This is a genomic window from Photobacterium minamisatsumaniensis (genome assembly GCF_050336695.1).
Taxonomy (GTDB): domain Bacteria; phylum Pseudomonadota; class Gammaproteobacteria; order Enterobacterales; family Vibrionaceae; genus Photobacterium; species Photobacterium minamisatsumaniensis.
In genome coordinates this window covers 23256-44776 of sequence record NZ_JAKJSI010000020.1, presented here as the reverse complement: position 1 = coordinate 44776, position 21521 = coordinate 23256, and the positions used below count along the sequence as shown (strand labels likewise).

General features: G+C 46.2%; 14 protein-coding genes. 3 read left to right on the top strand and 11 right to left on the bottom strand.

The window, feature by feature from the left end; genetic code table 11:
* Positions 1–77 precede the first annotated feature (77 nt).
* Positions 78–875, top strand: a complete 798-nt coding sequence (locus L4D78_RS10955; RefSeq protein ID WP_428466959.1) for an aminoglycoside 6-adenylyltransferase — start codon at positions 78–80, stop codon at positions 873–875.
* 39 nt (positions 876–914) lie between these two features.
* On the opposite strand, the gene L4D78_RS10950 is transcribed toward L4D78_RS10955, so the two are convergent.
* From L4D78_RS10950 to L4D78_RS10930, 5 genes are read right to left on the bottom strand one after another with little or no spacing between them, the layout of a single operon-like run.
* Positions 915–1277 carry a cytochrome C oxidase subunit IV family protein gene (locus L4D78_RS10950; RefSeq protein ID WP_428466958.1) on the bottom strand — a complete coding sequence of 121 codons (363 nt, stop codon included), beginning with the start codon at positions 1275–1277 and terminating at the stop codon, positions 915–917.
* 12 nt (positions 1278–1289) lie between these two features.
* Positions 1290–1988: a heme-copper oxidase subunit III family protein gene (locus L4D78_RS10945; protein ID WP_428466957.1), complete on the bottom strand. Its 699-nt coding sequence runs from the start codon at positions 1986–1988 to the stop codon at positions 1290–1292.
* A 34-nt stretch (positions 1989–2022) separates the two neighbouring features.
* Positions 2023–2631, bottom strand: a complete 609-nt coding sequence (locus L4D78_RS10940; RefSeq protein WP_428466956.1) for a cytochrome c oxidase subunit 3 — start codon at positions 2629–2631, stop codon at positions 2023–2025.
* Positions 2628–4427 (bottom strand): cytochrome c oxidase subunit I, encoded by a 1800-nt coding sequence (gene ctaD, locus L4D78_RS10935; protein ID WP_428466955.1) that lies wholly within the window; start codon positions 4425–4427, stop codon positions 2628–2630. Before ctaD ends, L4D78_RS10940 begins: the two co-directional genes overlap by 4 nt.
* Entirely contained in the window at positions 4427–5593 is a 1167-nt protein-coding gene (locus L4D78_RS10930; protein ID WP_428466954.1) for a cytochrome c oxidase subunit II, read from the bottom strand. Before L4D78_RS10930 ends, ctaD begins: the two co-directional genes overlap by 1 nt.
* A gap of 236 nt (positions 5594–5829) precedes the next feature.
* On the opposite strand from L4D78_RS10930, the gene L4D78_RS10925 reads away from it, so the two are divergent.
* On the top strand, positions 5830–6750 hold the full coding sequence (locus L4D78_RS10925) for a DUF808 domain-containing protein (RefSeq protein ID WP_428466953.1): 921 nt from the start codon (positions 5830–5832) through the stop codon (positions 6748–6750).
* 75 nt (positions 6751–6825) lie between these two features.
* On the opposite strand, the gene L4D78_RS10920 is transcribed toward L4D78_RS10925, so the two are convergent.
* The 6 genes from L4D78_RS10920 to L4D78_RS10895 form a co-directional block, all read right to left on the bottom strand.
* Positions 6826–8025, bottom strand: a complete 1200-nt coding sequence (locus L4D78_RS10920) for an iron-containing alcohol dehydrogenase (protein WP_428466952.1) — start codon at positions 8023–8025, stop codon at positions 6826–6828.
* A gap of 204 nt (positions 8026–8229) precedes the next feature.
* On the bottom strand, positions 8230–11823 hold the full coding sequence (locus L4D78_RS10915) for an ImpA family metalloprotease (RefSeq protein WP_428466951.1): 3594 nt from the start codon (positions 11821–11823) through the stop codon (positions 8230–8232).
* Between the two features lie 332 nt (positions 11824–12155).
* The gene (gene ptsP, locus L4D78_RS10910; protein ID WP_428466950.1) at positions 12156–14645 is read right to left on the bottom strand and encodes a phosphoenolpyruvate--protein phosphotransferase; all 2490 of its coding nucleotides are present in this window, start codon (positions 14643–14645) and stop codon (positions 12156–12158) included.
* A 10-nt stretch (positions 14646–14655) separates the two neighbouring features.
* Positions 14656–14973 carry a PTS fructose transporter subunit IIB gene (locus L4D78_RS10905; protein WP_428466949.1) on the bottom strand — a complete coding sequence of 106 codons (318 nt, stop codon included), beginning with the start codon at positions 14971–14973 and terminating at the stop codon, positions 14656–14658.
* A gap of 221 nt (positions 14974–15194) precedes the next feature.
* Positions 15195–16166 (bottom strand): glycosyl hydrolase family 18 protein, encoded by a 972-nt coding sequence (locus L4D78_RS10900; protein ID WP_428466948.1) that lies wholly within the window; start codon positions 16164–16166, stop codon positions 15195–15197.
* A 117-nt stretch (positions 16167–16283) separates the two neighbouring features.
* Positions 16284–18581: a GH92 family glycosyl hydrolase gene (locus tag L4D78_RS10895; RefSeq protein WP_428466947.1), complete on the bottom strand. Its 2298-nt coding sequence runs from the start codon at positions 18579–18581 to the stop codon at positions 16284–16286.
* Between the two features lie 370 nt (positions 18582–18951).
* Here L4D78_RS10895 and L4D78_RS10890 point away from each other — a divergent pair, with 370 nt between their 5' ends.
* Complete coding sequence (locus L4D78_RS10890; RefSeq protein WP_428466946.1) at positions 18952–21255, top strand: GH92 family glycosyl hydrolase; 2304 nt, start codon at positions 18952–18954, stop codon at positions 21253–21255.
* Positions 21256–21521: the final 266 nt, after the last annotated feature.

Genomic DNA, 21521 nt, shown 5'->3' with positions numbered 1-21521 from the left:
TTATATTCTGTAATGCTGCGTTGATTTTACCGCATTAATTGCATTCGCAATTCTCACCCCATTGTTATAGGTAAAATATGAAATATCCGACTTCGTTGCCTTGTGTGCACCGTGAATTATTAGACAAAATTATTGCAATGCTTTCAGCAGACAAGCGCTTTGTTGGCGTGGCTGCTGCTGGTTCCTTTGCTTCAAATACTATGGACAAATACAGTGACTTAGACTTAGTCATTGCCGTTGACCCTGTAGCATTTGATGATGTCATGGCATCAAGAAGTATCATAGTTAATCAAGTTGAAGGCATGGTCGCACATTTCACCGGTGAGCATGTTGGTGAGCCCCGCTTGGTCATAGCGCTGTACGATGGGGACGATATTGTTCATGTCGATTACAAGTTTGTGGCATTGCCAGATGCTGCGCAACGTGTCGATGATCCTATCGTGCTATGGCAGCGAGGTACTTGCTTATCTGATGTGCTTGAGCAATCAGCGTCGAGCTACCCACAGCCAAACCCGCAGTGGATTGAAGACAGGTTTTGGATTTGGGTACATTACGCAGCAACGAAAATTGCACGTGGTGAATACTTTGAAACCTTAGAGTTTATTTCGTTCCTGCGCCAAAATGCGCTTTCACCGATGGCATTGGTGCAGGCTGGTGAAACGCCTGCAGGGGTGCGAAAAATCGAAAATGTTATTCCAAGTTTTGCCCGTCAACTTGAAAAGACCATCGCGACTAATAACGCACAATCGTTGGGTCAGGCGATGTATAACTGCGTAGAAATATACCGAGAATTACGCGCAAACGTTGAAAGCGTTAAGCATAATCATTCCGCAGAGAGGCTATCGATGGCTTACCTGCAAAAAGTGTTAGGCTGATTTAGTTCGATAGCGCCAGTATCGGCTGGCGCTATACTGTTATTGATGGCTTTCTTGACTGAAGAAAACCTCCCTGAGCTGGAAGATGTAATCGGCTTCACTTGCCATTAGCGCAATTAACACCAATAAGGCGAGCGGTGGTAAAAAAATCGTATAGACCAATGCCAGTCGCTCCCAACGCATGTGCATGAAAACGCTCGCGATAAGGCCAGCTTTCAGGGTCATGAATATGAGAATTAAGCTCCACCTTAGCAGCCCTTCTAAATGAAAATAATCCACCATGTATGACAATGAGCTGAGTACGAACAGTAATAGCCAAACTTTGAGGTATAAGCTAATAGGGTGTTGCTGCGTTTGCGCTGATTTTGTCGTGGTTGACGCTGTAGCTGTAGAGTAGGCCATGTGTAAACCCTCCTACCAAAGATAGAAAAACGCGAAGATAAACACCCAAACTAAATCGACGAAGTGCCAATAGAGTCCGGCGATTTCAACGTTTTCATAGTTGCCGCTGCGCTTGTAATTGCCTCTTAATACCTTGTAAGCAATGATCAGCAGGTACAACACGCCAATGCTGACATGCAAGCCATGGAAACCTGTGATCATGAAGAAGCTGGCACCAAATTGAGCGGCTCCTGCCTCGTTACCCCATGGCCGAAAACCTTCCTCGATAAGTTTACTCCACTCGAATGCCTGCATACCCACAAAGCTCAAACCCAATAAAGCCGTTAGGATGATAAAGAAGGCGGTGAGGCCTTTACGCCGTTGGTAACCAAAATTGACGGCCATCGCCATGGTGCCGCTACTGGTGATCAGAATGAATGTCATAATAGCGATTAAAACAAGAGGGATAGATTGCCCTGCGATGGTAAGGGCAAATACCTCAGTGGGTAGTGGCCAAGGGACTGTGGTCGTCATACGGACTGACATATAGCCAACCAAAAAACAGCCGAAGACAAAGATATCACTAAGTAAAAACAGCCACATCATGGCCTTATTGGATGAAACCGTGAATACAGCTTGATCACCCGCGTAGTCTTTTACCACAGAAGGCCAACCTGTTTGTTGTGGTTGAGGTGAAGTGTTACCTGTCGATTGTGTTGATGAATGTGCCATAAGTATTACCTTCTAGTTCTAGGTAAGCCTTGCCTTAAGTGAACCGCAGTAGCCCGAGTAAAAACAGCCACACAAACAGTAGGAAATGCCAATATCGGCTACATAAGCGAAGGGCTGGATGTAGCGTATTCGGGTTGCCTCGCATGGTGTGAAAGACGACCCAGCCTAGTGCCACTAGACCACCGATGACATGTAAGCCATGTAATCCTGTTAATAGATAAAAGAAGCTGTTCGCAGGGTTGCTACCGATACCTTTATTTAAATCATAGAGGTGATCCCAAGCCCAGAGCTGAGTAGTAATGAAAGCCAGGGTGAAGAATAACGTTAACCGCAATAAGGCTCGGCTCGCTGTTAGTGAAGGGAGTAATGCTGACTTCCGGTAGCATAAATGCATGGTGATACAGCTCATGACTAGCATGGCTGTACTAATGCTAAGCTGCCACGGCTCATTCAGTGGTTGCCAGTCAGGCAAAGCCATACGAATACGGTAAGCCACCGTAAACAGGAAAAAGAACATACTGATCACCGCCAGCATAATCCAGACCGCGGTTGATGCTGGTGCGAGAGAAGACGCAGGCATGTAGCGTGAATGCGGGTCTGGAGTGAGTGTCGCCATTGTGGGCGTTTTTTCTACCTGCTTCATGACCGCTCCTTATTGGCTTTTACTGACGACTCTGGCCCCGCACCTTGTGTCGGTGAGGGGGCAGAACTAGGGTCATTCTGTTCGCTGGTGGGTGGTATGTTTTGTGGGATAAAGTCTTGGTCATGCCCTGGCACGCTATAGTCATACGCCCAGCGGTATACCACGGGGACGTCTTCACCCCAATTACCGTGTTTTGGCGGAGTATCAGGCGTTTGCCATTCCAATGATGTGGCTTTCCATGGGTTACCATCCGTGATTTGTCCTTTTTTCCAACTCCAGAATAAATTGAAGATAAACAGCAGTTGGGCTGCGCCAACAATCAGTGCGGCAATGGTAATAAACGCATTCAGTGTTTGGGCTGATTCGGGAATAAAACTGTAGCCCTCGTAGTCATAGTAGCGCCTTGGCATGCCCAAAATACCAAGGTAGTGCATTGGAAAGTAAATCGCATACGTACCGAGGAAGGTGATCCAAAAATGAATGTGCCCCATGGTTTGATTAAGCATTCGCCCTGTAATTTTTGGATACCAGTGATAGATCCCACCGAAGATCACCAATATTGGAGAGACCCCCATCACCATATGGAAATGGGCTACCACGAAGTAGGTGTCAGAAAGCGGAATATCGACAATCACGTTACCGAGAAATAAACCGGTTAGCCCGCCGATGATAAAGCTACTCATAAAAGCGATAGCGAAAAGCATCGGCAGGCTGAGGTGAATATCACCACGCCAGAGGGTAAATAGCCAATTGTAAACTTTGATCGCGGTAGGGACGGCGATGACTAAGGTGGTAGTGGCAAAGAAAAAGCCAAAATAGGGGTTCATACCACTGACGTACATGTGGTGTGCCCATACGATAAAACTCAATGCACCAATCCCGATAATTGCCCATACCATCATCTTGTAGCCAAAAATGTTTTTGCGCGCGTGAATACTGATCAAGTCAGAGACAATACCGAAGGCCGGTAGCGCTACGATATACACTTCAGGGTGGCCGAAGAACCAAAATAAATGCTGGAAGAGGATCGGGCTGCCTCCGCCATAATCGGTCTGTTGTCCCATCGAGATAATCGCTGGCATGAAGAAACTCGAGCCGAGTAGCTTATCGAACAGCATCATGATTGCGCTGACCAATAAGGCCGGGAAGGCAAGCAATGCCATTGCTGATGCGGTGAAGATACCCCATACGGTTAACGGCATACGCAGTAACGTCATACCCTGCGTTCGAGCTTGCAAGACGGTGGTGACGTAGTTAAGACCACCCATGGTCGCGGCAACAATAAACACAGCCAGAGAGATAAGCATCAGTACGATGCCCCAATCGGTGCCCGGTGTACCGGGCATAATCGCCTGAGGTGGGTAGAGTGTCCAGCCAGCCCCAGTTGGGCCGCCTGTAACAAAGAAACTGGCAATTAAAATGAGCGAAGCAAGCAGATAGAACCAAAAGCTGAGCATATTCAGGAACGGGAAAACCATATCTCGCGCGCCAACCATTAACGGAATGAGGTAGTTACCAAACCCCCCGAGAAATAGGGCAGTAAGCAGGTAAACGACCATGATCATGCCGTGTAAGGTCATTGACTGGTAGTAAGTATTTACATCAATAAAATCAAACTGACCCGGAAAACCAATTTGTAGGCGCATGATCCACGAAAGTACTAAGGCAATTAAACCCATAAAAATAGCAGTGAGTGAATATTGAATCGCAATCACTTTATGATCTTGGCTCCAGATATATTTGGTCCAAATAGACTGGGGCGGTGCTTTTTTTGCGTAGGGGCTAGTATCAAACATTATTGGATTTCCCCGCTAGGCTCTTGTTGTTTTTTATCTGGCGCTTGGTCTTGTTTTTGGTATAACTCAGGGGCGGACACCGCTTTGATGTAAGCAATAATTGCATCCACTTCTTGATCGCTGAATTGGTAAACCGGCATGATGGCAGGATAGCCTTTTACCACTTCGGCATTGGCATTGAGAATAGCGACACGTAGGTAAGCATCGTCCACGAGTACTTCGGCGTCATCCGACATCCGTTCGGTTTTGCCATACAATCCCAGCCAACTTGGCCCTACACCGGGCCTACCATCTAGGCTATGGCAACCGATGCAACCATTCACTTCTGATAAGGTTTTACCTAGTCCCACCAGGTCTGTTGTACCAGCAGCTTGCGGCTGCTGTGTTTCCGCAAACGTTGGTTGCTTGGCAAGCCAGCGGCCAAATCCGGCATCATCTTCAACCACCACTCTGCCACGCATATTAAAGTGGCCTACGCCACAAAGCTCTGCACAAAGAATATCGAAGGTGCCGCGCTGGGTTGGGGTAAACCAAAAGTAGGTGATGGTGCCGGGTACCATGTCCATCTTGGCGCGAAATTGCGGAACATTGAAATCATGCAATACGTCTTTAGAACGAAGTAATACCTTCAGTGGTGTATAGAGTGGCAGATGTAGCTCTGGGCTTAATATGATTTTATCGTCGCTTGAGGCAGGGTCATCAGGATCAAGGCCGAGTGGGTTGGTGCTACTGACAAAGCGAATGTGTGACTGTCCCAGCTTATTATCCTCACCGGGAAAACGGAAACTCCATTTCCATTGTTCACCAACTACTTCAAATTCTTTGGCGTCATCAGGCACGGTGACAAATTTGCCATACACAACAAGCCCAGGCGCAAGTAACCCAATAATGGCAACAGTAGTGAGCCCGATCAGCCAAGCTTCAAGCTTTTTATTATCAGGTTGATAAACAGATTTTCGTCCTTCTTTATGGCGATAGCGGATCACAAACCATGCAATCATCAAGTTGATCACAATGAAGAAGGCACCAGTAATGACAAGGGTAAGGGTAAAGGCGTCATCAATTTCTCCCCAGTTGGATGCCGCAGGTGTCAACCACCATGGACTCCAGAAATGGAAAGCAATGGATGCAATTACGATCACTATCAGGGCAATGGCAATTGCCATAGATTTGCGCCTTATTATTGGTTAGGTCGCTTCCGTGATAATGGCTAAAACAAGATCCCAAAAAGCCTGTAAAAAAACAGGTAAAACTTGATATTGGTCGTCAGACTCTAGTTAAAAAGCTTAGCGGAGGATTGCATTTGCTGCGAGTTGGTCGACATTTTCTCTGCTGTAAGTCGGCAAAAATGCTTTCTTTCACTAAGGTTAGGTGAGTAATTTAAGAATAAACGGGAGGGGCTGTGGCAGGAGCGAGCTTACTAACATTATTAGATGATATCGCCACAGTGCTCGATGATGTTGCAGTCATGAGCAAGGTGGCAGCGCGAAAAACTGCTGGCGTACTGGGTGACGATTTAGCGTTGAATGCCCAGCAAGTATCGGGGGTGCGTGCTGAACGTGAAATTCCGGTGGTGTGGGCGGTAGCGAAAGGCTCGTTTCGCAATAAGCTTATCTTGGTGCCTGCCGCCTTATTGATTAGCGCTATTGCCCCTTGGCTAATTACCCCTTTGTTGCTGCTTGGTGGCTTATTCTTGTGCTACGAGGGGTTTGAAAAGGTCATTGATAAAATCTTACATCCACCCAAACTTGAAGAGTCTAGTGTATTGGAGCAAATGGACGCGGCTGAAGATATCGTTGAATTTGAACGAAAGAAAATTCAAGGCGCGATCCGAACGGATTTTATACTGTCGGCTGAAATTATCGTCATTGCTCTGGGTACAGTACAGTCAGCCCCAATGCTCACCCAAGTGCTGGTGGTGAGTGTGATAGCCCTACTGATGACCATTGGGGTTTATGGCTTGGTGGCTGGTATTGTAAAGCTTGATGATTTGGGTTTGTATTTGGTCAAGAACAGTATCGCTGATTCATTCAAGCGAACACTTGGCAACGGCCTAATCAAATCAGCTCCCTACCTCATGAAAACACTGGCCGTGGTAGGCACAATTGCAATGTTTTTGGTTGGCGGTGGTATTGTGGTTCATAGCATTCCCCACTCGCACATTATGATCGAGCATTTTGTCATTAAGATGTCGATGATACCGGGGAGCATCATGTTGTTACCCGCAGTAATTAATGCGGCGGTGGGCTTGGCAAGTGGTGCCGCGGTGTTAGTCGTTGTGAGTGGATTTAAAAAGGTGAAAGCGGTTGTTAAGCCGACCTGACTGTTGATAACGCAAAGGGATCTTGTAAAGCTGCCGCACTGATTCGTGCGGCTTTTCATTTTGAGTTTTTACTGGCTAATGTTCAGCGATGTGTGCACTATTTTCGACCGAGACCAAAAATTGCCGCAATAACTGCTCACCTTGTTCTTGCACCATATAACCCGGAACAGGGTAGGTACCATGTGCTTCTGCCAATGCTCGTTGCGTGATCAATGGGATATCGTCGGCAACTAATTCCGGAAAGGTTTCTGGAATATTAAGCTGCTTATTCAAGCCAGCAACCGCTTCGACAAATTCTCTGCCACTATTGACGCCGACTACCTTAGCTAATGCTTCAAGCCGATGTTTACAGTCTGGGTATAAAAACGCCAAAACTTTGGGTAGCAACACGGCATTGGCTAGCCCATGGGGAATATGGTACATCCCGCCCAGTTGATGGGAAAAAGCATGTACGTAACCGACATATGCCCTAGTAAAGGCACAGCCTGCCTCATATGATGCTACCGCCATTTTCTCACGAGCTTCTAGGTTCGTCCCGTTTTCATACGCTTCAGGCAAGTAGTTAAATACTTTCTCAACGGCTTTAACCGCAAACTCATCGGTCAATGGGCTGTGATAGGTGCCGATATACGCTTCAATTGCATGTGTCAGCGCATCCATACCTGTTGCGGCGGTAATATGTGGCGGCAAGCCAACCATGAGAGTTGGATCGATGATGGCAAAGTCGGGTAGCAGTGCTGGATCGACGATAGCGAATTTTTGACGAGCTGCAGGGTCAGAAATAACTGCAGCGACAGTGGCTTCTGAGCCTGTGCCTGCTGTGGTCGGGATTGCCATGAAAGGCGGTAGTTTCTTGCGTACTTTTAGCTTACCCGCAAGAGTACGCACAGGACGGTTACGGACCACTTTAGCACCAATGGCTTTGGCGCAATCAATGGGAGAGCCTCCGCCGATAGCAATGATGGCATCACAGCCGTGCTGGTGGTAAAACTCAGCGCCAATGGCCACCGCGGCGATGGTTGGGTTGGGTGTTACGTCATCGAAAATAAAAAAATTTAGCTGTTTTTCTTTCAATGAGTTGCACAGTGTCGTGGTCATATCCATCGAACCGATCACTTTATCGGTGACAATCAGGACTTTTGTTGCCCCTGCCGAGGCAATCAGCTCACCGGCTTTTAAGATGCTGTCAGTCCCCACTTCTAATTGAGGAAAGCCTATAGCAATGAGCTTATTTAGCTGCTTATTTACACCTACCATGGTTTTGTAGCGCAACATTCTCTAATTCCTTTTAAACAATTGTTTGAATTATAACCATAAGATGCAGGTTGAGTATCGGAGGTCGCTCAAAGTTGTGAGTGTTTCTTGCACGTTTATTGTGTTGTAACGGATGTGGCGAGGTGTTTTAGCATAGGAAAGAGATAGCAGGAGTGGAATTGGGCAAAAAGACAGGGCGACTGAAGCCGCCCCAATTCCTAAGGGCTATTCGTAAGCAGCAATATTGCCAAAGTTGACATACTCACCTGATGCTTCGAAACGGATATAACGAGTTGATAGCTCTGAAGGCACATCAATTAACCATTCGTCATTCACGCCAAGTGGCCCTGATGTCCAAACCGGGTTACGTGCCGCGTCGAGTAAAACAATTTCACTGTTTTGCGTTCGTGACTGACAGCAGTCCGTGCGGTTGGTCAGCAAAATAGCGTTTAGCTTGTAGTCTGCCTCTAGGTCGATTTCGAGCCACTCATTGCTACCGCGTTGTGAGTGGACAAAGGTAGATGATAGGCCATCGACAGCGTGGCTGGCAGGGTATTTACTTTCGTTATAGTAACTGGAAATTGTTGTCGGCTTATTTAACGCGACATCGATGTCGTTCCCAGGGTCGATGCCAGACCAGCGCATAGAGCCGTTAATAGCCAGTGTGGGTTTATCGAGTCCGAGGCAATAGTCATTCCCGTCGGCTTTGTAATACTCACGTGGTACAGCGGCATAACCATGTTGAGAAATTTGCTGTATGGCTTTTTCAGTGATGTCGATGCCCCACATAGTGAGGTAGTCAGCAAAATCTAAGCGGGTAACGAATGAAATGGTAACGGCAAGCCAATCGTTGTTCGCAATTGATTTAATTTCGTCGTAGTTATAGTGGCTAAAACCCAATGAATCCCGTTTTAGTAGCCAGTCAGTTTCATTCTTTTTGGCTTGGTTAAACTCACGCTCGAGCATGTGTAATCGCGCGAGTAAGTGCCAACCATCGGTTAACTCGCCTTGGTTTTGTGCTGCCATCATCATTTGTACATACATCCCAACCCCATAATTCCAGCCGGTTAGGCTTGCTTGCTGCATATAGGCAAACGGGTCATCTTGGGTTTGTGCGACTTGCAATGTTTCATACATCGATTTAAAGGGCAGCTTCTGGCAGCTTGGGGCTTGGCCGGTATTTTTGAAAAATTGTGACTTTGAGTAATAGGAATAAGGGTTGGTACTGGCATGTCCCTCCCAGCCACTAAAACGGAAACGTCCTTTTTCTAGTCCATGCCCAAGTTCATGGATATCACCATGACCGACGGGATTAAATGACCAACCAGCATCGTAGGGGTTACCTGAACAACCATAACCACAGGTTGGTTGATCGGCGTTCATATGTTTGACGATATCAAGCGTATTGATGGCCCACCCCTGCTGTGCGGCAAAGTCGTGGATTTCTGGGATCACCGAGACCCCATCACCTTTAAACCCTGCGAGTATATGAGGGTAATCATGAATGTAGGCATTGATAGCTTGTGATAGCTTAAGTGGCGTTGGCCAGTTGGTATTGGACAACGTGGTTTTCATTTTCGAGAGGGTAGAATGGACTTCGAAGTAAGGTGTAGCGACTTCAACCCAATCATAGTCGCCTTGTTCGAATGCTTGCTCGAAGAATACATTGTCACTTTCGCTACGCCAATGAGGGTGGCGACCGATATTGGTAAATTCAAACTCAACAGCAAGCTTGTGCTCACCACCAAAGCCAATCTGGACTGGGCCACCATAAGGGGAGGTGAATTCAATGGTTTCACCGGGTAATACGTTAATATGCTGCGACTGCAGATATTTAGGTCGAATATAGCCACCTGATGAGAATGGCTTGGAGGCACCGGAACGCAGGGAATTGACAAAGATGCTTGTCGTTGCTGCTGATTGTGAGTCGATGCGACGTACCGTAAACGTCTGTCCCGGCAGTGCGTACACACCCGCAGATTGGAAATTGGCCTTGCTCAATAGCTCAACCGTGCGATTGCTTGGAGTGATATGACTAAAACTACTTCGGCTGAAGTTGCCAAGATCTAACTGGGTTGGGTTCAGCGGGCGATAGTTATAAATAACATGGTCAGCATAATAGGATTGCAAGAACGTGGTGGTATCGGTTGTTTTCATGTTCATGGGGAACACGATAGTTTGACGGAAGTGATCGGCTAATAAAATTAATAGTTTTTGGTAACGTAAATCAGGCAGTTCAAAGAGATTAACCTTGTTGCTATCAAAGCTATTGGCCATGTTGCGAATAACGGTTGTCGCTTCTTGAAACTCTGCCTTGAAGTTAGCTAAATTAGAGCAGCTTGAATTACATTGGCTTAGGTCGATAGTGAAGCTGCTATCGAGAAAATGTTGGATAAGGGTTTGCACCTTAGCAACATCGACCGGAAGCGTGCCAATTGACGCTGTGATATCAAAGTAATTAAGCCCCAATTTTTTCCAATAATTATCCCACTCATAGCTGACATCAAATGCATTGAACAATGCTTTGCCCAATTCGGTCTGGTTACCATCATGGTGAAGATAGAGCACCGGTATCCCATTTTGTTGGGCAAGCTCGATCTGCTCGGTAATTTGTTCAGCGTCTTCACCAGAACGCAAGTATTGCGAGATGATGATCAAATCAGTGTTAGTACTAATACAGCTTGCGAGCTCGGTACCGTTACAGCTTCGTGCTGGGTTGTAGGTTATCGTGTCTGGGTAGCGATTATCTAACCAATTTCGGGTCGCACTTTCGTCGGGGAAGTAATACCCATTTTCCATTTGAGCAATGACAACATTGAGTCCGTTTGTTGTGATATCAGAGGTGGCTTTTCCTGTCAGCCAGCTAATACTGTTGGCCATAAACTGCTGAGTTTGCTCATTGGTTTCAAAGCCTCGTTGCCATGTTCGCATTGGATTAGACCCAAGGATCATGTATTTCGCTGACGCAGTTTCTCCAATAACCCCAATCGCTTTTTCGTAGACGGTTTTGCCCGAGACGAAGACATCATTAGTCATTAGAACGGCTTCGTTGACACCATAGGTGGGGACAAATGTGCTGGCATCATGGGTGGGATCCCACGTAATTTGGGTTAGGCTGCTGCCATCGGGCTTAGCTTGCCCGTCTTCTGCTAGGTTAAAGAGTGCGACCTTTGCGTCCAAATAACGGTGACGGTTGACTTCAATTTCGTCCAAAATACTTTGTAATGCCGTTTCACGATCAGGGATCAGCAGTGCATTCCCTGTTTCTATTGCAGCCTCCATTGGATCGGGGCAGTTGTCTGTCACCGCATAGAAAGAGGCTGTTGGCGACAGACCGTTGACCGGTTGATAGGCAATAAAGCATCCCGTATGGGTATTTTCTGCCTGAGTTGCCAGAGAAGGATCAAGGGAATTATCAATGAAGTAGTCAGGCCATTTATCTTGTCGAATAACCCCTGAATTAAAGGTACTCGGGTCGATGCCTGCAAGTTGGGTGAAGAAGTCAGTTTGCGCCCCTTCGCTACGGTAGATAGGAGTAGAGTAGCGCACCGGAGCGCCATAGCGTACATACACTTTTACACCATCAACCTCCACAAAATAGTACCCTGCAATAGGGTCCCAGCTGGGGTGACCATTGCAACTATACGAGCAATCACCAAGCTCGGTAATGCCTGCAGCCTCTGCTGCGGTAAAGATCTTTTCGAGCGCTTGATTACCTTGGACTGCAAGCTGCTCTTGTTGCGAAGCCATGGATGCTGCGCCAGCGGTAAAGCTGCTTAAAGCACAGACCCAGAGAGTGAGTAGAGTGACTATTTTCATTATTGTATTCCCTTATTTAATGAAACTAATGAGTGGGTAGGGGTCATTAAATGAATGAAAACCTGAAATACGACGCAGGCAATTACATGAAGGGAGTCTGTATTTTATGCTATTGATAAGCATGAAAGTTATTTATATATAAAAGCAAGATATCCCTTATACGAATAAGGCTAATTGAGTATCAATATAAAACAAGCTTGATATGTGAGGTTGGTTCATGTCTGCATAAAAGAGAAGCCACTTTAATTGATCCGATAAGATCGAATTAAAGTGGCTTGGGAGTGAGTGGACAGTAAGGGGGGGAGATATCCACTCAATGGGTATTAGTCGTTTTAGATAGCCAGTTCTTCTTCAAGAATGGCAATTATCTCGTCAGCATTATGGCCCGCTCGGAGTTTATCGCGAAAGCTCTGGTGGATCAGTTTACGTGCAAGGCCAGAGAAAATTTTCATATGCTGATCGCCATGCTCTTTATTTAGCGTGAGCATGATAATGAAATCGACGTCACCAGAGTCAGACTGCCAATCAATGGGGGTATCGAGGTGAGCGATGCTGATACTGGAATGGTGAATATGTTCAGATTTGGTATGTGGAATCGCAAATCCATGTCCTAGACCAGTCGAAAACACCGCTTCGCGTGCCCAGATGTCTTCTTCTAGTTTGTAAGCATCGCCTGTTCTGGCGTGTATGCCTAAATTGCCCACCAAAGCCTGAATAGCTTCTTCTTTATTGGCAAACTCGGCATGTTTAAATACACATTCTTTCGCCAATAGCGGCTTCGCTGCCTGCTGGGCATTAGCTTGAGCAAGTAGAGCCTCAACGTCGCTAATGGTCGAGCAATCACAAGCTTGATTGAACAATGCTTGGCAGGATGAGTAGTTAAGCGTACTGAGCGACGCTTTGGTTGCGGCCACTTTGGGCGCACTCATGCTGATTTCATCAAGTCCGGCTCCAACAAGAAGCGGAAGTACTTTGCTGTCGGCACCCAACTCACCACATAGCCCAACCCAGCGACCATGCTGATGTGCGGTTGTGACAACTTGTTTTAGCATACGCAGGAAAGCAGGTGCCAAGCTGTTGTAGAGGTGGGCAACACCGTTATTGTCGCGATCAACCGCTAACAGGTATTGGGTCATGTCGTTTGAGCCGATGCTGAAGAAATCAACCTCTTTACAGAACTGATCAACGATGAAGGCCACCGAAGGGATCTCGACCATAATGCCCAGCTCGATAGTGTCTGAATAGCTTAAGCCTTCTTTGGTGAGCTCCTGCTTAACAAGCGCGAGTTGTTCTTTCACCCAGCGAATCTCTTCGATGCTTTGGATCATCGGGATCATGATTTTTGCTTTTCCATGTACCGATGCACGTAGAATCGCGCGTAATTGAGTATGGAACAGTGAAATAAACTGCGGGTAAATACGTACCGCACGGTAGCCTAAAAACGGGTTGTTTTCGTCGGGTAGGTTGAGGTAATCGATGGGCTTGTCCCCGCCGATATCCATGGTGCGAATGATGACAGGTTTGCCATCGGCTGCGGTGAGTACATCACGGTAATGACCGAGTTGCTCTTCTTCATCAGGCGCTTGATTACGATCCATAAACAGCATTTCGGTGCGGAATAAACCGACGCCTTCGGCACCATTGTTAAAGGCGGCAGGTGCTTCGATGGCACAAGCAATGTTGGCTGCAACTTCTATTGTGTGGCCATCCATGGTGGATGCCTGCAGCTTGGCAAAGGCTTGCTGTTGCTCTTTTTTTGCTTGGCTCAGGTTCATGGCGCGGTTGAAATAACCTTGAACGCCATGGTTTGGCTTTAAGGCAACCATACCAAGGTCGCCATCAAGATAAACTGTCTGCTCGAGTGCTTCCCCACATTGTTTTGCTTCGATCCCTGATAATGTTGGGATGTTAAAGGCACGGGCTAAAATGACCGTATGCGATGTGCTGCCTGCGTGGGTCAGTATTAATCCTTTTAGGTATTCCTTATCAAGGCCGAGGAACTGACTTGGGGTCAAATCGTTAGCAATGACGATACTTGGTTCGGTCAGTATAAATTCGTTGTTACATTCAATGAGAGGATAAGCGGCTGTTAATAACTGTAATGCGACATCTTTTATGTCTATCACACGCTCGCGAAGATAGGCGCTGGAAGACTGCATTAATTGCGCTGAGACATTTTCTACCGTTGCCAAAATAGCATTGGCCGTCGAGTGAGAAGCCAACATCGTCTTAATGCTACCCAAAAAGCTTGTATCGTTGAGGATAGAAAGATGAGCGTTGATAATGTCTTCTTCGTGGTGACTTGCTTGCTTAACTGCCTGCTCAAGCTTGGCTGAAACTTGCAGGTGTGCCTGTTCAAAGCGAGTTTGTTCATCGTGACATAGGTCTGTTGCAAACTGCTCTAGATCGATGGCTTTGAAAGACAGGAGCTGACCACAACCAATGCCAGGTGCGAGTCGTTTGCCGTGCACCAATGTTGGTTCATGGCGTAAAAGAGACTGAGGTACTGTGATCGATCCTGTCTCTTTGGGGCTATCCAGCGCTTCATCGCAGTGTGGGAACGTTTGATGGATGTATAAGTTAAGGGCATCGTGAGCCTGCTGGCTGTCTTCCCCTTCAAATGACAGTGTGCACTCATCGTTTAACAGTGTATCTGTTGCGACGAGAGCCAGCACACTTTTGGCATCGCCAGTGTTGCCATTACGGTGATTCAGTAACGTGATCTGACATTTAAAGGCGTTGCATTGTTTTTCTAAATGGCTCGCAGGGCGCGCGTGAATACCGTTAGGTAAGGTGCAATGAAATTGGACTGCTTGTTTCATGGTGAAAGCCTTACTTGTTATGCGCTAGCATTTGCTGACATTGAGAGAAAATACGTCTTGGATGCTGGAGAGCATCTTGGATGGTGACTTCAAGGCATCGTTGTTGTTTAAAGCGGTGGCTATGCTCGATATTGATGTCAGCGGCAAGCACCACTACATCGGCTCGCTGGACATCTTGTTCGCTGAGGCGGTTTTCGATACCCATCGCACCTTGAGTTTCAACTTTGATGCTAATACCGAGCTTTTTCGCTGTTTCGGTCAGCTTATCGGCGGCCATATAAGTATGGGCAATACCTGTCGGACAAGCTGTTATTGCGACCACTCTCATTGTGTATCTCCTGTCATGAACTTTTTAATGTTGATGCTGACATATTAAGAAGTTACATCCTCTGGCGGTAGAAGATAAATCAACCCTTTACTGGACATTTGTAACCGCCATAAACAAGCGTGATAGAGATCGCATTTAAGTAAAGAAGAACGTGGAGAAAGGCCAGATAACCTAATGAGCTTAACGTGTTATCTGGCGAAGAGGGCAAGAGCGAGTAAGCTTTATTGGGTGTTGTCTCTCCCCATTAACTGCCACATTTCCTTGGCTATGGTGTAGTGAGGCGTGCCTTGTTGATCCAAGCTGTCAGTGTCTAGTCGCCAAGCAAAAACGCCGCGTGCCCCGCGCTCTTTAGCTATATCGACAAAGGCTGCTGGCGCATCAGCTGGACGGTCATAGCTCTCACTGGCAAGGCCGATTAGCATTTTTGATACCTCGATGCCAGTTTCCTCAAATTGGTCAATGAACTCGAAGCGGTTACCCCAGTAAGTTTGTAGATTGATATAGTCAAAGTGCTGGTTAACCAGCTTTCCATCCCAAACGTCGAGTGAGGTGTGATCCGGAGTGATGGTCAGCAGGTAAGGGTTATCGCTGCGTCCATCTTCAATGGTAGCGAGATCGATGCGCTTTCTTAATGCTAAAACCAGATCCGTAAATTGGCTTAGATTAATCGGGTCGGTCCCTATTTCATAATCCATATCAAAGCCATCGAGTTGATGGGCGCGCATCATCGTAATGACGCTTTCAGCAAAGACTTCAGGGTCTTGAGCACTTTTCCAGTAGTCTTGCATGCTCCAACCTTCAGAGATAAGCAGCTTGATATCAGGGTTTTTAGCACGAGCAAGAGTAACAATTTGATCGATTCGCTCTTGATCGGTAAATGGAGCTTCTTGGTGAGCGTTCTCATAGCCAAGCTCATAAATACCGTCGCCATCTTCATCGTAAGGATGGGCAAAAGCGATATAAACAAAGTCCATTTTATCGAACGGGGTGTCCTCTCGAAGTCTTTTGTCCCAATTGTCGTCGAAAATACCAAAAAAGTGACCAATCAGCTCGGTGTTTGAGGTGGTTTCTGAATCACTATTATCACTACTGCTGTTGCAACCAGTTAGCCCTAGGCTCGCAATGCCTAATGTGGCTGCAAACAGCGCAGTTTTCATGATTTGAATTGTCGGTAATACAGATCGTCTGGACATGGGTTCCTTCCTTAGAAAAGATGAGTGTTTTTAAGGTTCTTGTGAGAACGCTGGGGGGAAGCACGCCACAGCAAGGGCTGAGGCGCGCGTTGGTAGAGATAAACGATGCCGCTACATTTAGAGCTGCGGCGGAGTTGAAGTCATGACAAAGTGCAGGTTGCCATCGGGTTTAAACTCACTGTGGTCAAAGAACAAGTCCTTAGTCAGTGCTTTTCCGTTGATGGTGACCGATTCAACATAGAGGTTGTCGGGGCTATTATTCTCAGCGGTAACCGTAAATTTACCCCCTTCAACAGGTATCGTCGCTTCATTAAACAGTGGGCGGCCTATGGTGTAAGTTGTGCTGCCTGGCGTGACTTGATAAAAGCCCAACGAGCTCATGACATACCAGGCCGACATCGCCCCCACATCTTCGTTGCCGACAATCCCTTCAGGGCTGGCAAGGTAGAACTCTTCCAGTATTTGATCGACATATTCTTGGGTTTTCCAAGGCGTCGTGGTGTAGTTATATAGATAAGGCACATGTTGGTCCGGCTCGTTACCATGGACATACTGGCCTATTAGCCCTGTCATATCACTGGTGCCTTCTTGCTCCTCTGCATTGAATAAGGCATCAAGATTTTCTCGGAAGGCCGTTTCTCCCCCCATTACTGACTTCAACCCATTGATGTCATGTGGGGCGAACCATGTCCATTGCCAGCCATTTCCTTCTGTATAGTCACCAGTCTCATGTTCGGCATTGTAAGGGTCGAAAGGCGTACGCCAGCTGCCATCCAACATTACCGGGCGCATAAAGCCAGTGGCGCTATGCTCGGTATACTCTGCGGGATTGAAATCGAAATAGCGCTGGTAACCTTTTGACCGCTCCATGTATTTGTTATAAGCAGGATCGCTACCCGCTAACTTGGCAATTTGAGCAATACACCAGTCGTAATAGGCATTTTCCAGTCCGTAAGAAACCGATTCGTTAGTTTCATCGGCGGGTGCATAGCCGATATCTTCAATGTATTTAATGTGTGGAGTCATGACTTTATTGAGCAAGTCTTGATCCCAGTGCTGAAAATCTTCAGGGTGCCATGTCGAGCTGGCAATACCGGCTTCGAGTGCCTCAAGCTTTTGCTGTTGGGTGAAAGCGTCAGGGTATTTGATCATCGCATCAGCAATAATGGCAACAGCAGGGTAGCCCACCATGGTACCAGTGTAGTTGCTGTGTAGCTCCCACTTAGGTAATAGGCCGCCTTCTTTCTGCTTCTCGACCAAGTTGAGTGCGTACTCCACGGCACGGTTGGGCTCGGTAATGGTTTTCAATGGGTGTAAGGCGCGGAAGGTATCCCACATTGAATAGACCGTATAATTGGTTTGTCCTTCTGGGTTGGTATAAATCGCTTTGTCCATTCCCCGGTACTGACCATCCACATCTTGGTGGATCATTGGCGCTAATTTAGTGTGGTAGAGCGCACTATAGAAAATGGTCTTTTGACCGTCGCTGCCGCCTTGGATGTGGAACGGGTCAAGGCTCTCTTCCCAACGTTGCTCGGCTTGCTGGTGAGCAAGATCAAAATTGATATCAGCTGCTTCTACCGCTAAGTTGGCTTCAGCGCCAGCTGTACTTACTGGGGATAATGCCACCTTGATTTCCAACGGCTCATTGCTGGGTTCAAATTCGATAAAGGCCACGATCTTTTTACCATTACCGGTATTACCGCCAATATCTTGCCCTTCATCTGTGATTTGAAACTGCTTGATCGGAGACGAGAACGTTGCGACAAAATACACATGCTGATCAGCTGCCCAGCCGCCACTGATCCGCTTACCAATCACCGTTTTGTCATCAATGAAAGTGATTTCATTTTCTAGGCTAACGCCGCCCCAGTCTTCGTTTAAGGTATGACCAAGATCGATTTTCAGTTTTTGTGGTTGACCGGAAGGGTAGTGATAACGGTGGAGACCAACACGTGGGGTTGCGGTGAGCTCTGCTTCAATGCCTGAGTTATCGAGTGTAACTTGGTAGTAACCAGCTGTTGCATGCTCGTTCGATTTTTGAAATTCAGACTCTTGGTGCTGATCATCCTGACTGTAAGGCATAAACAAGATATCACCTAAATCACCAATGCCTGTACCGCTTAAGTGAGTGTGGCTAAAGCCATAGAGTGTGGTGTCATCATAGTGATAACCACTGGATGAGTGCCAGCCGGTAAGGTGGGTATCGGGACTTAATTGGACAAACCCTTCCGGCACGACAGCACCTGGAAAAGTATGGCCATTAAATCCGGTGCCAATAAAGGGGTCAACATACTCAAGGACGTTGGTAGGCTGGGTTTTTCCATCATCGGTTTGGTTATTGTCAGAGTTACAGCCAGCGAGTGATGCTAAAGCGGCTGAAAGCGTAATTGCTAGAATGTGCTTATTAAACATATCAGACCTATTGGTAATAGAAATAAAAGGTAGGGATATTTATCGTTATAATTTTTCAATGAAATGCGTACATAGTTATTATCGTGAATAGGAAAAGGGTTAATAGTGGATATTTGTGCGCTTTATAGGAAAATTGTGCCTAATGGCTGACGATGTGATTTTTATTCCAATACATAAAGACTGATGAAATTTACTGTGAATTGAGATCGCCAACACAATTGTCTATATAAGGTAATAAAGTCCAGTAAATGAATTAAAAGTCGTATTAAATTAAACGTGTCCCCTCGATAGAATTTCTAATGATAATTCAAACCCAATGCAAACTTAATAATTTCGACAATATTGGGAATCTATTTTATTAGGAGTATCTATGTTTACACGTGCACTATTGGCACTGTCGGTGGCCGGTGTTATCGGTTTAACCGGATGTAATTCTAATGGCGATGACAACAGTAAGGTTGATGAGCGTCCAGACTATTACAAAGTGCTAGATTACGTTAATCCTTTTGTTGGTACAGGGCTAGATGGACACACTTTCCCTGGGGCGGCTTTTCCATCAGGTATGGTACAGCTAAGTCCTGATACAACAATGGAAGGTTGGGGCTCGGCTGCGGGTTATTTTGATGATGGCACCACTGAAGATATTCCTGTTTATGGTTTTAGCCATACGCATTTAAGTGGCACGGGGATCACGGATCTTGGTGATATTCTTATTTTGCCTTACACCAATGATGAAAATAGCCGTTACAACACGTTTGATAAAAGTAATGAAAAGGCAACGCCGGGCTATTACTCTGTTGAGTTGAATCGTGATGAAATAAAAGCAGAGCTGACGGTTTCACCGCGTGTTGGCTACCATAAATACCAATTTAAGTACGGCGGAAAACCTTCAATTAAATTAGACCTAGCGCATACGTTAAATAAAAGCTGGGGGAATAAGTCATTATTCAATGAACTGGAAATAATTGATGAATACACCGTTAGAGGCCATAGAAAAAGTGACTCTTGGTCGAAAAACCAAAGCGTGTATTTCTATGCGAAGTTTTCTGCCCCTATTGTTTCCAATAAAGTCGTCGCTGATGGCGTCGAGTTTGACGATGTGCTGAATAACGTCAATATCGAAGCTGAAGAGGTCGTGTCATATTTTGAATTTGAGCCAAGTAATGAACCACTGGAAATTAAACTGGCGATTTCACCAACGAGCATGGAAGGAGCACAACTCAACCTTGAATCTGAAGTGCCAAACTGGGGGTTTAAAGAGGTACATGATGCTGCTGAAAAAGCTTGGGCTGATGAATTAAGTACTGTAGAAATCTCGGGAGGAACGGAAACTGAAAAAACCAATTTCTATTCCGCGATGTATCATACCCAAATTGCCCCGATGATCTTCCAAGACGTTGATGGTCAATATCGGGCTATGGATCCGGCAAAAACCATCAAGCAGGCAGACGGCACCCCGAACTATACCGTTTATTCTATGTGGGATACGTTCCGAGCATTCCACCCGTTACAAACCATTATTCATCCAGATAAAGCTGAGCAGTATGTCAACGACTTGATCCGCAAACAGAAAGATGGTGGTTTATTACCAAAATGGGAGCTGCACGGCCACTACACTGGCACCATGATTGGTTACCCATCGGTTTCAATCATTGCCGATGCGCTGACAAAAGGCTTTGATATCGACATCAACGATGCTTTGCATGCGGTGAAGGAAACGACGACTTACGACTTATCCCGCTTCCCTGATTGGGATCAGAATACGTTGGCCTATGTGCAGGACTTGCAGATGAAGGCAAACATTGAGGATGGTTTTGTCCCATATGGCTATTGGAACTCGGCATCATACGGCATCGAATATTCATACTATGACTGGGCAGTATCGGAGATTGCACGATTAGCCGGTGATAGTGCCACCCAGCAGACGTATCTTGATCGCTCTGAGCATTACCTGAAGTATTGGGACGCTGAGACTCGCTTCTTCCGCGCCCTTAATTCTGATGGTTCATTTAACTTACCGGAAGGGGAAGATGAGTTCGACCCGTATCATGTCGATGAGTTTGCTTTCACTGAAGGCAATGCTTGGCAGTGGAAGTGGCAAACATTTCATGATTTTAATAAGTTAGAAGAGCTATTGGGCGGTAAAGCAGGGTTCAAGCAAGATCTTGATGCTCTGTTTAAAGCCGATGAATCAACCAGTGGTGAAGATCTTCCGGATATGACAGGGTTTATCGGGCAGTACTTGCATGGCAACGAGCCATCACACCATATTGTCTACCTATGGAACCGTACTGATGAGCCGTGGCAGACTCAAGAGTACTTAGATAGGGTAATGCGAGAGTTTTACACTCCAACACCTGACGGCTTAATAGGAAATGAAGATGTGGGTCAAATGTCGGCGTGGTATGTACTCAGTGCGATGGGCTTCTATCAGGTTACACCAGGGATCCCTGAATATACCATTGGTCGTCCATTGTTTGACAAGGTTGAAATCAACTTACCAGACGGGACATTCACGATTATTGCCGAGAACAATAGTCCTGCCAATAAGTACGTACAGAGCGTGACCATTAATGGCAATACGTTGGCTGAAGGTTGGACTTTTAATCACAGTGATATCGTGGCGGGTGGCGAATTGCGCTTTGTCATGACTGATAAAAAGCCAGCAAGTTAATTGCATTAAAAAATCATTAAATAGAGCACCTCCTTTGCGGAGGTGTTTTTATTTGTTTTGAGTTCATAAGCCAATGAGAGATTACTCACAGCCTTTTGGGGTGGTTACAAATTTATAGTGAATGCGTAAATTATCCTATATATCCCCAAGTGCCATTAACGAATAATAAATGTCAGATAATCCAATATCGTTTCGATATACAAATTAATAATAAATTAGCTGATTTGTTGTTTTATCAATAATAAATTCTAGCTATATAAGGTGGC